The 12,442-nt window shown below is 56.2% G+C and carries 15 protein-coding genes; 8 read left to right on the plus strand and 7 right to left on the minus strand.

All coding sequences use genetic code 11. From position 1 onward, the window contains the following. Positions 1-136 precede the first annotated feature (136 nt). The 5 genes from phnE (EKL30_RS17215) to EKL30_RS17235 all read right to left on the minus strand — a co-directional run bounded on the left by phnE (EKL30_RS17215) (position 137) and on the right by EKL30_RS17235 (position 4,503). Complete coding sequence (gene phnE, locus EKL30_RS17215) at positions 137-955, minus strand: phosphonate ABC transporter, permease protein PhnE (protein WP_126708477.1); 819 nt, start codon at positions 953-955, stop codon at positions 137-139. After that, the gene (phnE, locus tag EKL30_RS17220; RefSeq protein WP_126708478.1) at positions 952-1,830 is read right to left on the minus strand and encodes a phosphonate ABC transporter, permease protein PhnE; all 879 of its coding nucleotides are present in this window, start codon (positions 1,828-1,830) and stop codon (positions 952-954) included. Before phnE (EKL30_RS17220) ends, phnE (EKL30_RS17215) begins: the two co-directional genes overlap by 4 nt. Further along, entirely contained in the window at positions 1,818-2,588 is a 771-nt protein-coding gene (gene phnC, locus EKL30_RS17225) for a phosphonate ABC transporter ATP-binding protein (RefSeq protein ID WP_126708479.1), read from the minus strand. The genes phnE (EKL30_RS17220) and phnC overlap by 13 nt, the downstream gene beginning before the upstream one ends. A 6-nt stretch (positions 2,589-2,594) precedes the next feature. Then, positions 2,595-3,590 (minus strand): phosphate/phosphite/phosphonate ABC transporter substrate-binding protein, encoded by a 996-nt coding sequence (gene phnD, locus EKL30_RS17230; protein WP_126708480.1) that lies wholly within the window; start codon positions 3,588-3,590, stop codon positions 2,595-2,597. Between the two features lie 94 nt (positions 3,591-3,684). Beyond that, positions 3,685-4,503 carry an IclR family transcriptional regulator gene (locus EKL30_RS17235; RefSeq protein WP_126708481.1) on the minus strand — a complete coding sequence of 273 codons (819 nt, stop codon included), beginning with the start codon at positions 4,501-4,503 and terminating at the stop codon, positions 3,685-3,687. A gap of 99 nt (positions 4,504-4,602) precedes the next feature. Here EKL30_RS17235 and ribBA point away from each other — a divergent pair, with 99 nt between their 5' ends. The 6 genes from ribBA to EKL30_RS17265 are packed head-to-tail and all read left to right on the plus strand — an operon-like array spanning position 4,603 to position 8,851. After that, positions 4,603-5,772, plus strand: coding sequence for a bifunctional 3,4-dihydroxy-2-butanone-4-phosphate synthase/GTP cyclohydrolase II (ribBA, locus tag EKL30_RS17240; RefSeq protein WP_126708572.1), 1,170 nt, complete (start codon positions 4,603-4,605; stop codon positions 5,770-5,772). Between the two features lie 15 nt (positions 5,773-5,787). Beyond that, entirely contained in the window at positions 5,788-6,330 is a 543-nt protein-coding gene (ribH, locus tag EKL30_RS17245; RefSeq protein ID WP_126708482.1) for a 6,7-dimethyl-8-ribityllumazine synthase, read from the plus strand. Further along, positions 6,317-6,817 (plus strand): transcription antitermination factor NusB, encoded by a 501-nt coding sequence (gene nusB, locus EKL30_RS17250; RefSeq protein WP_233583230.1) that lies wholly within the window; start codon positions 6,317-6,319, stop codon positions 6,815-6,817. Before ribH ends, nusB begins: the two co-directional genes overlap by 14 nt. 18 nt (positions 6,818-6,835) lie before the next feature. Beyond that, positions 6,836-7,795: a thiamine-phosphate kinase gene (gene thiL / locus EKL30_RS17255; protein ID WP_126708484.1), complete on the plus strand. Its 960-nt coding sequence runs from the start codon at positions 6,836-6,838 to the stop codon at positions 7,793-7,795. Positions 7,796-7,823: 28 nt separating this feature from the next. Then, a complete protein-coding gene (locus tag EKL30_RS17260; protein WP_126708485.1) occupies positions 7,824-8,348 on the plus strand; it encodes a phosphatidylglycerophosphatase A in 525 nt (174 codons plus the stop codon). Continuing rightward, positions 8,345-8,851, plus strand: coding sequence for a CinA family protein (locus tag EKL30_RS17265; RefSeq protein ID WP_126708486.1), 507 nt, complete (start codon positions 8,345-8,347; stop codon positions 8,849-8,851). Before EKL30_RS17260 ends, EKL30_RS17265 begins: the two co-directional genes overlap by 4 nt. Here the strand turns inward: EKL30_RS17265 and pyrF are convergent. Both pyrF and EKL30_RS17275 read right to left on the minus strand, forming a co-directional pair. Continuing rightward, positions 8,835-9,650 (minus strand): orotidine-5'-phosphate decarboxylase, encoded by an 816-nt coding sequence (gene pyrF, locus EKL30_RS17270; protein ID WP_126708487.1) that lies wholly within the window; start codon positions 9,648-9,650, stop codon positions 8,835-8,837. The genes EKL30_RS17265 and pyrF overlap by 17 nt on opposite strands. A 35-nt stretch (positions 9,651-9,685) precedes the next feature. Further along, the gene (locus tag EKL30_RS17275; RefSeq protein WP_126708488.1) at positions 9,686-10,084 is read right to left on the minus strand and encodes a diacylglycerol kinase; all 399 of its coding nucleotides are present in this window, start codon (positions 10,082-10,084) and stop codon (positions 9,686-9,688) included. A 161-nt stretch (positions 10,085-10,245) separates the two neighbouring features. Here EKL30_RS17275 and EKL30_RS17280 point away from each other — a divergent pair, with 161 nt between their 5' ends. Then, positions 10,246-11,262, plus strand: a complete 1,017-nt coding sequence (locus EKL30_RS17280; protein WP_126708489.1) for a LacI family DNA-binding transcriptional regulator — start codon at positions 10,246-10,248, stop codon at positions 11,260-11,262. A 107-nt stretch (positions 11,263-11,369) separates the two neighbouring features. Next, a complete protein-coding gene (locus EKL30_RS17285; RefSeq protein ID WP_126708490.1) occupies positions 11,370-12,335 on the plus strand; it encodes a tripartite tricarboxylate transporter substrate binding protein in 966 nt (321 codons plus the stop codon). The last annotated feature ends 107 nt before the right edge of the window (positions 12,336-12,442 follow it).

Consider the following 12,442-nt stretch of genomic DNA (forward strand, 5'->3'; position numbering starts at 1 on the left):
TTGCTGTGTATGGGCCGATCTTACCGTTTTATTTCCATAATAATTTGATTGTTTTGTGACACCGGTGGGTTATTGAAACCATTGCTGACGATCGGCGGCGCAATCGTCAGCCGTGGAACCGGTATATATTCCATTACTAAAGCAATGTCTTTCGCGCTCGTGTGATGATGATTTCAGCCAATATGACAATGCCGAAAATCAAAATAAGTATCAAGGCTACCTTATCCCACTGGAACAAGTCCATGGCGCTGTTCAGGGCCATGCCGATTCCGCCTGCGCCGACCAGTCCCAGCACGGCGGATTCGCGAACGTTGATGTCCCATCGAAGTAGCACAATTGACCAGAACGCCGGTCGGATCTGGGGCCAATAGGCATAGCCGATCAATGAGCCGGTACTGGCGCCGGTGGCCATGATGGCTTCGATTGGACCGGGTTGCGCATCGTCAAGCGCCTCGCCCAGCAGCTTGCCGATGAAGCCAATGGATCGAAAGGCGATTGCAATGGTGCCGGCAAGCGGGCCGGGCCCGAAAATAGCGATAAAAAGTAATGCCCAGACAAGCGAATTGATGGACCGGCTGGACACCAGAATTAATCGTGCCAGGAAGTTGATGAACTTATTCTTCGTAAGTTTTCCGGACGCAAGCAGCCCTATGGGGATTGCCATGATGACAGCTAGAATCGTACCAAGCGTAGCCATATGCAGGGTTTCTATCAGTGCTCGTTGAATAGAACCCTGGAAACTTTGCCATGAAACCGGCCACATACGGTTTAGCAGGTCGGCCATTTGCGCCGGAGCGTCGTACAGGAACTCTGGAATAACATCGATCGTACGCGCCGACTGGACAATGGCCAAAACGAACAAAAAGTACAAGGCAAAGCGAAGCAGGCGCTGTCCAGGCGTGTACCTGACCCACGTCTTACCCGCATGACCTGGCAGAATGCTGGACTGGTTCATGCGTCGTCCTCGACGGGCCGCAGCGGCCTGGCTGCGTATGCCTTCGGCCGAAACAGCGCTGCAGGAGACACGTTATCAAGCAAAATGGAGCGCACGACGCCAGCCAGCAGTTCGCCTAGCATGATGATGGCAATGATCGCGATAAGAATAGAGCAGACAAAATCGTAATCGAAGCGTTGGAATGCGGAAAACAGCGTGCCGCCGACACCGCCAGCCCCTACGATGCCGACCATGGTCGAGTTGCGCAGATTGGAATCGAGCTGATACGTTGAAAAACCGACGAAGCGGGCGAAGACCTGGGGCATGACGGAAAAAATAATAACGTTGGCAAACGACGCCCCAGTTGCCCGCACGGCTTCGACCTGCTTTAGTGATATCTCTTCGATGGTTTCGGTAAACAGCTTGCCGATGAATCCGATGGACGCAACGGTTAGTGCCAAGACCCCTGCCAAGGCACCGAATCCTACGGCTTTTACGAAAATGATGGCTACGATCACCGGATGCAGCGCCCGGCACAAAGAGATGATCGCGCGGGCGGGCCAACTGACCCATGCAGGCATCATGTTGCGTGCACCCAATAGGCTGAGCGGCAGCGCGCACGCGATTCCCAGGGTGGTGGCCAGTACGGCGATCTCCAGACTTTCGGCGATGCCTTTCCACAGCATGGCGCCGCGTTCGATGTTGGGCGGGAACATGCGTGAAAGGAATTTTGCGCCATGCCCGAGCCCGGCTTCAAACCTGTCCCACGAGAAGCCGAGTTGTGTCGCGGCAAAAATGGCGTAGGCCACAACCACAATAATACCCAGTTTCGCACGGGCTGATAGGGCGAAAGGCTTGGCCGAACCGGCCGGATTCGCGGTAATTATTCCAGCCACGATTCTCCTCCGTAAATCTGTTTCAGGACGCCTGTGCTTAGGGCGTCTGAATGACCATCGAAGACGACCCTGCCGTCTGACATGCCGATGATCCGCGTAGCGTATCGCCTGGCCAGTTCGACGTCGTGGATATTCACGATGACCGGGATATGAAAGGCATGGCCTTGCTCGATAAGCAGTTCCATGATTTCGACGGACGTTTTGGGATCGAGGGAAGAGGTCGGCTCGTCGGCGAGCAGTAATTGAGGCCGCTGCATGAGTGCCCGGGCAATGCCCACCCTTTGGCGCTGTCCACCTGAGAGCGCGTCGGCGCGTTGATCGGCAAAGCCCCCGAGCCCCACGGTTTTCAGTAGCTCGAAGGCATACTGAATGTCGCGGGGTTCGAAGTGGCGCCGCCATGCATTGAACGCGGAGGTGTACCCCAGCCGGCCTGTCAGCAAGTTTTCCATTACGGTCAACCGTTCCACCAAGTTGTATTCCTGGAAAACCATGCCAATACGGCGGCGTGCCTGCCGGAGCGCCGAGCCGCGTACATTGGCAAGGTCGGTCGATACGCCTGCGTCCTCGAGCAGGATCTTGCCCGAGGTGGGTTCGATCAGCCTGTTAATGCATCGCAACAGGGTGCTTTTGCCCGTTCCGGAAGGCCCGATGATGGCTGTGAGGCCTTCATCGGTGAGGTCGAGATTAATGCCCTTCAGAACGGGTTGACTCGCCTTGTACTCTTTTACGAGATTTTTTATATGCAGAGATGCACCCATGGCGGATCAATTCGCCTTTTTACTGGCTTTGTCGTACGCGGAGCGAGTAAAGCTTTCGCCGCCCGCCTTGGCGACATCGCGCACAATCGCCCAGTCTTTCTCGTAAGTAACCGGATAGAAGCGATCGGCGCCGTTAAAGGCTTCTTTCATTGCTGCCGGGAACCGGTAGTCGTAAAAGCACTTCAGCATATTGTCGCGAAACGTGGGTTCGAGGTCGTAGGCGTAGGCGAACGAGGACGTAGGGAACTTCTCGCTGGTGTAAAGAACGCGGAAATCGTCTTTTTTGACTTGCCCCCGTTCCGCCATGCGGTAAAACACGTCGGAGGCGACTGCCGCAGCGTCGTAATCGCCCGAGTTCACGCCCATGACGGACTGATCATGTTTTCCGGAGTAAAGGAAGTCGTAGTCTTTGCCGGGAACCAGTCCCTCTTTGGGGAAAAGGGCAATGGGCGCCATGTTGCCCGAATTGGATGATGGCGACGTGTGGGCAACCTTTTTTCCTTTTAGGTCGGCAATCGACTTGTAGGGGCTGTCTTTCTTGACGATAAGGATCAGGTTATAGCCCTGGAACCCGTTGGCGTCGCCCTTGACGGCGAAAGGTACCGCCCCGGCCAGGTTAACGGCGAAGTTGGTGGGCCCGGTGGAGAAACCCCCTACATGCAGCCGGTTCGATCGCATTGCTTCGATTTCTGCGGCGTTGCTTTGTACCTGATAAAAAACCACCTTGCGCTTGGTGCATTCGGACAAATGCTTGGTGAACGGTGAGAATATTTCTGCGTACACCGCCGGATCTTCCACCGGAGTGTAGGTAAATACGATAGTCGACGGCGTTTTTAGTTTCGCTGGATCGGTAGGGGTGTCAGCCACGAGGTCGTTATTGGCGTCGCAATACATATTGTCGAGATCGCCGCGATTGGTGCAGCTGTCTTGTGCATAGGTCGCCGATGAGGCACCTAAAATGGCAAGGAATGCGCTCGCCAAGAGCACGCTTGATGATTTCATTTTGTCTCCCGTATTACGGTAATTATTGATTTATGCAAGAGCCATGATTGGACATGGTCTGGAAAAACGTAACTTGCTGGCGGAGTTTAGCGGTTTATCGGTCGGACCGATACCCGAGTTTTTCCGAGATGGCCGAGGCGCAGCTTTTTAGCGCATGGGCGATGGTACCCCGCGGACTGGCATCAAAAAGCGTGGCCGGCCCCAGGCTGGTCAGGGCAAGGACGATATTGCCGGAATGATCGAAGACGGGGACCGAGAGGGCATCGATTCCCGGCAGGGGGTTGCCTAACGCCTGAGCGATGCCTGCTTGTCGGACTTTATCCAGCTGCGCAGCCAATGCTTGTGCGCTGGGCCGCAAAGGACTGATACTCGTCACGACAGCCGTATCGCCGGCTTCGCGTTCTATATAGTGCTGCGCGATTTTGGGCGGCAGCCACGCCGCAAATACGTGGCCGGTGGCAGTATGCAGCATCGACATGACCGTGCCTTTGCGCATATTGACGTGTATGGGGTAGCTGGCTTCTGAGATGTGAATCATGGTCGGGCCATGTGAGCCCAATACGGCAATGGCCAGGGTATGTCCGATCTGGCTTGCCAATTGATTGACTTCGGGCATCGCAACCCGGACCGGATCCAGCCTTTGCAGGCTGACGAGTCCCATCTGCAGGGCGAAGGGGCCAAGTTCGTATTGCCCGGTGCTGGCGTCTTGTTGAACCAGTCCGACCCGGGTGAAACTGACCAGGTAAGGATGTGCCTTGGCGGAAGTCATGCCGGCGCTCGAAGCGAGGTCGCGCAAAGTCATTGACTTGCCTGAATCGACCAATGCCGCCAGCAAGGGGAATCCGGTTTCTACTGATTGGATGCTGCGTCGCCCATCATTCTCAGGTTTGGCCATTGTTTTCTGTTCGCGCATTGATAGTCATGTTATGTTTTCGAAGGATGTTACCCGTGTTTAAACGGTCAAGTTCGCGAAGGCGTTAAAATGATTCAACTTTTTACTGAGCCTATAGTCATGAGCAAGCCACACGCGGTAGATTCCGACCCAACACTATCTTCCGATATCTCTTCCGTTACCGAAATTGTCGCTGAATTGCGTGCCGGGCGGTTGGTTATCTTGGTCGACGAAGAAGATCGCGAAAATGAAGGCGATCTGGTCATGGCTGCCGAATACGTCACCCCGGAAGCCATCAATTTCATGGTCACTCACGCGCGCGGACTGGTGTGCCTGACCCTTACCGAAGAGCGCTGTCGTCTGCTTGACCTGCCGTTAATGGCCAGCCGCAACGGCACTCGCTTCGGTACCAATTTCACGATGTCCATCGAAGCGGCCGAGGGCGTCGACACCGGTATTTCGGCAGCTGACCGCGCCCGCACCATACAGGCGGCAGTAGCGCGCGACGCGAAGCCTGCCGATCTCGTGCAACCCGGCCATATCTTTCCAGTTCAAGCGGTGCGTGGGGGTGTGCTGGTACGCGCTGGGCATACCGAAGCGGGCTGCGACTTGACTGCATTGGCCGGCCTGACGCCGGCCGCCGTCATCTGTGAAATCCTCAAGCCCGATGGCACGATGGCACGCTTGCCCGACCTGAAGATCTTCGCGCGCGAACACGGATTGAAGATCGGCACCATCGCCGACCTGATCCAATACCGTAGCGAGCACGAATCCATGATCGAACGGCTAGCCAGTCGTTCGATGCAAACGCCCTGGGGTGAATTCCAGGCGGTGGCGTATCGCGACTTGTCATCCGGAGCGCCGCACATGGCGTTGGTTCACGGCACCATTACGCCCGACACCGAAACGCTGGTGCGCGTCCACGAGCCTACGACGATGCTCGATGTATTGTTCACCGGGGCTACGACGCACAGCTGGAGCGTCTCCGATGCCCTGAAAGCGATCACGGCGGCGCCTTCCGGAGTGCTTGTGATGTTGAACTGTCAGGGGTCTTCCGATTTGCTGTTCAATCAGTTCGAGTCCTGGAATCAGCCGCCTGGCCAAGGCGCACAAGCCGCCGATCGGGAAAGCCGATATGGGCTCCTTACTTACGGCATCGGCGCGCAGATTATGCGCGACCTGAACGTAGGGCGGGCGCGTTTATTGGCGCGTCCACGAAAAATGCCAAGCATGACAGGGTTTTCCCTGACCATAACGGGTTACGATACTGAACCTCTTTCCACCCCATAACAGGAATTACTGACTATGAACCCATATACTTTGTCTCCCGATCTAAACGGGGAAGGTTTGCATATAGGCATTGTGCGGGCTCGTTTCAACGAGCCAATCGGGCAAGCCGAGCTGGAATCCTGCCTGGCCGAGTTGGCCGAATTGGGCGTTGACGAGCGTGATGTCATGCTGGTCTCGGTCCCGGGGGCATTGGAACTGGGCGTTGCTTTAGCTCAAATGGCTGAAACCTTCGAGTTCGATGCACTGATCGCCTTGGGTGCAGTCATCCGTGGCGATACGTATCACTTCGAGATCGTCAGCAATGAAAGCGCATCCGCCATCAGCCGCGTAGCGCTGGAAACCGGTATTCCGGTCGCCAATGGCGTCCTGACGACCGACACCGACGAACAGGCACAGGCGCGCGCTACCGAAAAGGGTCGTGATTGCGCACGCAGTGCTGTAGAAATGGCCAATCTGGTCGCCGCTCTCGAGCCCGAAACCGAAGACGATGAAGATTTCGAGGACGAAGACGAAGACGACGAAGATGAGGACGAGGACGAAGATTTTGACAACAAATAAAACGCCGGGCGCCCCTGCGGGCGCTCCTTCCCGAGTCAACGCTCGCAGCGCACGCCGGCGTGCGCGTGAGTTCGCCCTGCAGGGCGTTTACTCATGGTTAATTCGCGGCGACGACGGCTTGCAGGAAGCGGGCGCAATCGATGCCCATATCCGAGACGACGAAGAATTCCACGAAGCCGATGCAGTATGGTTCAAGACCTTGCTGCATGGGGTCCTTCGCGAGGCCCCGTCATTGCGGGAAAGCTTCATGCCCTATGTCGATCGTCCGCTTAACGAGCTTTCCCCCATCGAGCACGGTATCTTGCTGATCGGAAGCTTCGAACTTGTGCACCACACCGAGGTGCCCTATAAAGTTGCCATTAACGAGGCCGTGGAATTGGCCAAGTCGTTCGGCGGCACTGATGGTTTTAAGTTCGTCAATGGCGTGCTCGATAAAATGGCCGCCGATGTACGACCTCACGAGGTACAGGCGGCTGCGCGTCGTTAAGCGCGCTGCGAGAGGCTTTTGAATATCGAATTCGACCTTATCGCGCGCTATTTTTCGCGCCCGGCGCCGCCCGGTTTCCTGGGAGTGGGTGACGACTGTGCCCTGTTTCCTGTGAAGCCCGGATATCACTTGGCCACTAGTACCGACCTTCTGATAGAGGGTCGGCATTTTTTTGCCGATGTAGACCCGGCTGCCCTTGGTCATAAATCCCTTGCAGTTAATTTGTCCGATTTGGCCGCCATGGGGGCTCAACCGGTCGCCTGCCTGCTAAGCCTGTCCCTGCCTGCTGTCGATCATCATTGGCTTGCTGCGTTTGCCGAGGGCTTCTACGCCCTGGCAGACCAATCGGCGTGTCCGCTGATAGGGGGCGATACGACACGCAGTGTGACAGGGACCGTTATCAGTGTCACGGTAATGGGGCAGGTCAGGCCGCAGGAGGCTTTGCGCCGTTCCGCGGCGATGGTTGGCGACGATATCTGGATCACCGGCACGTTGGGAGCTGCTGACATTGCATTGCGGCTTCTGCAAGGAAAATTGCCCGCGAACCCATCTTTGCTCGCTAACACTCGTAGCGCACTGGAAAAGCCTTTGCCCCCCTGGACTTTCGGTGAGTATTTGGCAGGTGTCGCGCACGCTGGCCTTGATATCTCGGATGGTCTGGTGCAGGACCTTGGCCATATCCTGAAAGCAAGCCGCTGTGGCGCCGAAATTAATTACGAGGCCTTGCCGATTGCGCCGGCCCTGCTGGGTTTGGATGCGCGGTTGATACAGGACGCCGTCCTCACAGGAGGCGATGTGTACCAGCTTTGTTTTACGGCCTCGGCGGCCGACCGCCAGCGCATAATGGCATTAGCGGGTCGTGCCTCGGTGCAGCTTGCACGGGTCGGCCAGATTGTGGCCGAACCAGGTCTGCGCGTGCGCGCTTCGGATGGAGCCCTTATAACGGTTGGCAATGGTGGTTTTGACCATTTTTCCTGAAACTTTCTAGCGTTTATGCAATCCTTGTATGCCGGCTACTGATACCGATCATTCCGCTCAGTCGACTTTTACGCCTACCGCTGCGTGGGTTTTCCGTTCTTTCCCGCGCATCGTTTCATTTGGTTTTGGCAGCGGTCTGATACGACCGGCTCCCGGCACGTGGGGCACGTTACTGGGATGGCTGCTTTGGGTTGTGCTGGTTGAGCGTCTGCCGGACATTTATATTGCCATACTGTTGCCTGCTGCTTTTGTGCTCGGCTGCTGGACATGTCACCATGTCGGCAAGGAGATGGGCAGGCCGGATGCCGGCGGAATGGTATGGGACGAAATCGTTGCCTTCTGGCTGGTGCTTTGGCTTACCCCTGATTCCTTTGTAGCGCAGCTATTTGCCTTTGCCCTATTTCGCGCTTTCGATATCGTGAAACCGCCGCCTATTCATTTTTTCGATCGGCACTTCAAGAATGGCTTTGGTGTCATGTGGGACGATATCGTGGCAGCGGCCTACAGCTTGCTGGTAATCGCCATTTTGGTCAGACTCGAGGTGTTCACATGAGCGGTAACGATTCTCTGATGCATGCGCCGGTCCTGGGCAAACTGTTGGTTGATCACGGGTGGATGTTTGCCTGCGCTGAATCTTGCACAGGGGGCTTGCTGGCAGCAGCCATGACAGATACTCCAGGCTCCAGCCAATGGTTCGACCGTGGGTTCATCACCTATAGCAATGTGGCCAAGGTTGAACAGTTATTGGTCAACGAGGATACGCTCGAGCGCTTTGGTGCCGTCAGTGAAGAAACCGCGATGGAAATGGCCTCGGGCGTGCTAACGGTTGCCGAGGCCGCGCATTTGGCTATATCAACCACCGGGATTGCAGGCCCTGACGGGGGTACTCCCGGCAAGCCAGTCGGCATGGTGTGTTTCGGTTTTGCACAGCGCACGTCGGAAGGGGTAACGACCCGAGCCATGACCAAAATATTCGAAGGCGATCGCAGAAAAATACGCAACGATGCCGTCGCCTTCGCCCTGAGCACTGCCATCGAACTTATCGGGCAGCGTTAATCGCGTCTCGGGTCGCGCGCGCAGCAAGCGCCGCCGCTTCACGCCAGTCGTCGCCACCGCTGGCATAAAGAATCGCCCGCGAGGAATTGATCATCATTCCGGTTCCGCGACTATTGGCGCCTGCCTGGACGGTGGACGTTATATCGCCGCCCTGCGCACCAATGCCCGGGATCAGTAAAGGCATATCGCCCACGCGTGCGCGTACTTTGGCGATCTCGTCGGGGAAAGTCGCGCCTACCACTAGCGCGCACTGACCATTGGTATTCCATTTATCAGCGACCAACCCAGCGACGTGAAGGTACAAAGGGACATTGTCTTTGGACTCGATAAACTGGAGGTCAGAGCCGCCTTTGTTTGAGGTGCGGCACAGAACGATGACTCCCTTAGTGTTCCAGGCGAGGTACGGCTCGATCGTGTCAAAGCCCATATAGGGATTAACGGTTACGGCGTCCGCCTGATAACGTTCGTACGCTTCACTGGCGTATTGTTCCGATGTAGATCCAATGTCGCCACGCTTGGCATCGAGCACGATCGGAAGGGTGGGATGGTATTCGCGTATGTATTCGCACAATGCCTCCAGCTGGTCTTCAGCCCGCTGCGCCGAAAAGTAAGCGATCTGCGGTTTGACTCCGCAAGCATACTGGGCGGTGACGTCGACAATAGCGCGACAAAATTCGAATATCGCGTCGGGCCGCCCTTGCAGTTCTGCCGGAAAGCGCTGCGGGTCGGGATCCAGGCCCACCATCAGCAGCGAGTGAGAGGATGTCCAGGCGTGTTCGAGTTTTTGTATAAAAGTCATGAGTGCGTGCAGAATATTGTATGTTGACTACGGTATCAGAGTTTCATTTGCCAGATATGCGAGGCAATAACGCACAACCATACGAGACCGCAAAATAGGATAGACAGCATTACCGCGGCACTGCCCAGATCCTTGGCTCGACCTATCATCGGGTGATGTTCGACGGTGATCGTGTCGGCGAGTGCTTCAAGCGCCGAATTCAATAGTTCAATAACGAGGATCAGAAGCAGGGCGCCGATAAGAAGAAGCAATTCTCCGATGCTGCGACTGATCCAGACAGCAACTGGTAGCAGCAAGGCCACCAGCAGAAGCTCTTGGCGAAACGCCGCTTCGTGCTTGAATGCGGCGGCTAGCCCTTGGGCCGAATAGCGTGTGGCATTAAACACGCGGGCAAAGCCGCCTTTGCTTTTATACGGAGAGTCGTTCGGAGTCATGGATTGATATTATGCCTGTTAAACCGAAATTGCCGGTTCACGCCAGCAACGCGTACCTGGGGTTTTACCGTGATGCGGCATGCTAAGATGCCCGCTTGCGATCAACCCAGAGCCCCGGCGGCCATCCTTGCGTTATCGGGGTGCTGCGGCGTCCCGCGCCCATGACACGACCTTATCGAAGTACGAACAGTGTGACTGTGCACGACGTAGCGCGTGTGGCCGACGTTTCGGCGATCACCGTGTCGCGCGCTCTGAATAACCCGGATCAACTCTCGGCGTCTACCCTTGCGCGAGTACTCAAGGCGATCGAGGAAACAGGCTACGTACCCAACTTGCTTGCCAAAGGTCTCAATGCCAATAAAAGCACACGCTTGGTGGCGGCCCTTATTCCAACCCTTTCAGGACCCATCTTCTCTGAGACGATACAGGCGTTGACCCAGAAACTTACCGAGCATGGGTATCAATTGATCTTAGGCCAGAGCGGCTACGACGGCGATTCCCAGGAAGATGCATTGTTGAACGCACTTATCGGCCGGCGTCCCGACGGCATCGTACTGACTGGCGTGTTGCACTCCCAACTTGGCTGCAAGCGCCTTAAGGCATCGGGCATCCCCATCGTCGAAACCTGGGATCTGAGCGACAATCCGATTGATATGCTGGTCGGATTTTCACATGAGCAGGTTGGCGCAAAAGTGTGCGAATTTCTTCACCAGCGGGGGCGCCAGCGTCCGGGTTTGCTGGCGGCCGAGGACGCTCGCGCGCAGCGGCGAAGCGATGCTTTCATTCACCGCGCCGCTGAGTTGGGGATGGGGCCGGTGCGCCTCATTGCTTTGCCGGCGCCGACCACCTTGGCGATAGGGCGGGTCGGCCTGAACGAACTATTGACCGCCCATCCTGATGTCGATAGTGTTTTCTGCAGTTCGGATATGTTGGCTTTAGGCGTGTTGACCGAAGCCCAGGCACGAGGCCTGAAAGTACCCGAGGAGTTGTCCGTCGTCGGCTTTGGCGACTTGGACTTTGCGGCAAGCCTGTATCCGGCATTGACAACCGTGCGCATCGACGGCAAAGCGATTGGCGAGCAGGCGGCGCGGTTTATTATTGCTCGTGCGGATGGCGTGCATTCAGAGCGGCACATTGTTGATATTGGTTTTTCGATCATGGAGCGGGACAGCAGCTAAGGCCGTTCTCGCATAAGGGAAAACCATAGGCTGGTTTTACTTGAGGTTTCAAGTTGGTAAGTTAATATAAGTGAAAATGTTAACGTTAACAATAGAGAGGAGACCTCATGAAGCTACGGTACATTTTCGGTGCGTTGCTGCTTGCAACGAGCGGGCTGGCTCACGCCGCCGACTATCCTACACGCCCCGTCACGATAGTGGTGCCGTTTCCACCCGGCGGATCCACTGACAATATTGCCCGGATTATTGGAGCCAAGCTGTCGACCAAATTCAATCAGCCGTTCCCCATCGAAAATAAACCCGGCGCAACAGGCGCCATCGGGGCAGCTCAGGTAAAGCGCGCAGCAGCCGATGGCTACACGTTGCTGGTATCGTCGCTGTCGGTTTTTGTCGTGAACCCGCATTTGCAAAAGACCTTGCAATACGATCCCACCAAAGACTTCGACTTGATCACCGTTGCGGTGCAGGCGCCTAACGTGCTCGTTGCAGGGCCTGCCGCCAAAGGTGGGGATTCGGTTGCAGACCTGGTCAAGTACATGAAGAAAAATCCCGATCAAGTCACTTTCGCGACGTCGGGCAATGGATCTTCTGACCACCTTACTGCCGAGCTATTCTGGCAGGAAACGGGCACCAAAGGGGTCAACGTACCGTACAAAGGCGGTGCTCCAGCGCAAGCCGATTTGATGGGCGGGCAAGTGGCTTACTCGTTCCAGAATCTAAACGCGGTCATCGGGCACATTCGCGGTGGCAAAATGAAGGCGCTGGCTGTAACCAGCGAGAAGCGATCACCCCTGTTGCCCGACGTACCGACCATGGAAGAGGCCGGCGTCAAGAACGTTGTCGTCAATTCCTGGCAAGCCATGGCGGCCCCCAAGGGATTGCCGGCTGACGTGCGGAACAAGCTTCGCGATGGCGTGGTCGAAGCCATGAACGATCCGACGGTAAAGTCGAATCTTCTAGGAGTCGGGTTCGAAATTGTGGGAAATACACCCGAGCAGTTTGAAAAATTCCAGGCCGAAGAGCTGGCCCGCTGGAAAAAAGTGATTGAGTCGGCTGGCATACAGCCGAGTTAAGCGGATTTAGTCCAACAAAAAAGAGCAACGAAAAGGCCCTCGACGAATCGAGGGCCTTTTTTCTGGGTGGCCCGGATACTAGAACCGGGCCGACAGAGAGTAGAACA

It is taken from the genome of Candidimonas sp. SYP-B2681, from assembly GCF_003971065.1.
Taxonomy (GTDB): domain Bacteria; phylum Pseudomonadota; class Gammaproteobacteria; order Burkholderiales; family Burkholderiaceae_B; genus Pollutimonas.

Coding starts and splice junctions, on each gene's coding strand:
- phnE (WP_126708477.1), bottom strand. CDS start 955: ATGAACCAGTCCAGCATTCTGCCAGGTCATGCGGGTAAGACGTGGGTC.
- phnC (WP_126708479.1), bottom strand. CDS start 2,588: ATGGGTGCATCTCTGCATATAAAAAATCTCGTAAAAGAGTACAAGGCG.
- phnD (WP_126708480.1), bottom strand. CDS start 3,590: ATGAAATCATCAAGCGTGCTCTTGGCGAGCGCATTCCTTGCCATTTTA.
- EKL30_RS17235 (WP_126708481.1), bottom strand. CDS start 4,503: ATGCGCGAACAGAAAACAATGGCCAAACCTGAGAATGATGGGCGACGC.
- ribBA (WP_126708572.1), top strand. CDS start 4,603: ATGAGCAAGCCACACGCGGTAGATTCCGACCCAACACTATCTTCCGAT.
- ribH (WP_126708482.1), top strand. CDS start 5,788: ATGAACCCATATACTTTGTCTCCCGATCTAAACGGGGAAGGTTTGCAT.
- EKL30_RS17260 (WP_126708485.1), top strand. CDS start 7,824: ATGCCGGCTACTGATACCGATCATTCCGCTCAGTCGACTTTTACGCCT.
- EKL30_RS17265 (WP_126708486.1), top strand. CDS start 8,345: ATGAGCGGTAACGATTCTCTGATGCATGCGCCGGTCCTGGGCAAACTG.
- pyrF (WP_126708487.1), bottom strand. CDS start 9,650: ATGACTTTTATACAAAAACTCGAACACGCCTGGACATCCTCTCACTCG.
- EKL30_RS17275 (WP_126708488.1), bottom strand. CDS start 10,084: ATGACTCCGAACGACTCTCCGTATAAAAGCAAAGGCGGCTTTGCCCGC.
- EKL30_RS17280 (WP_126708489.1), top strand. CDS start 10,246: ATGACACGACCTTATCGAAGTACGAACAGTGTGACTGTGCACGACGTA.
- EKL30_RS17285 (WP_126708490.1), top strand. CDS start 11,370: ATGAAGCTACGGTACATTTTCGGTGCGTTGCTGCTTGCAACGAGCGGG.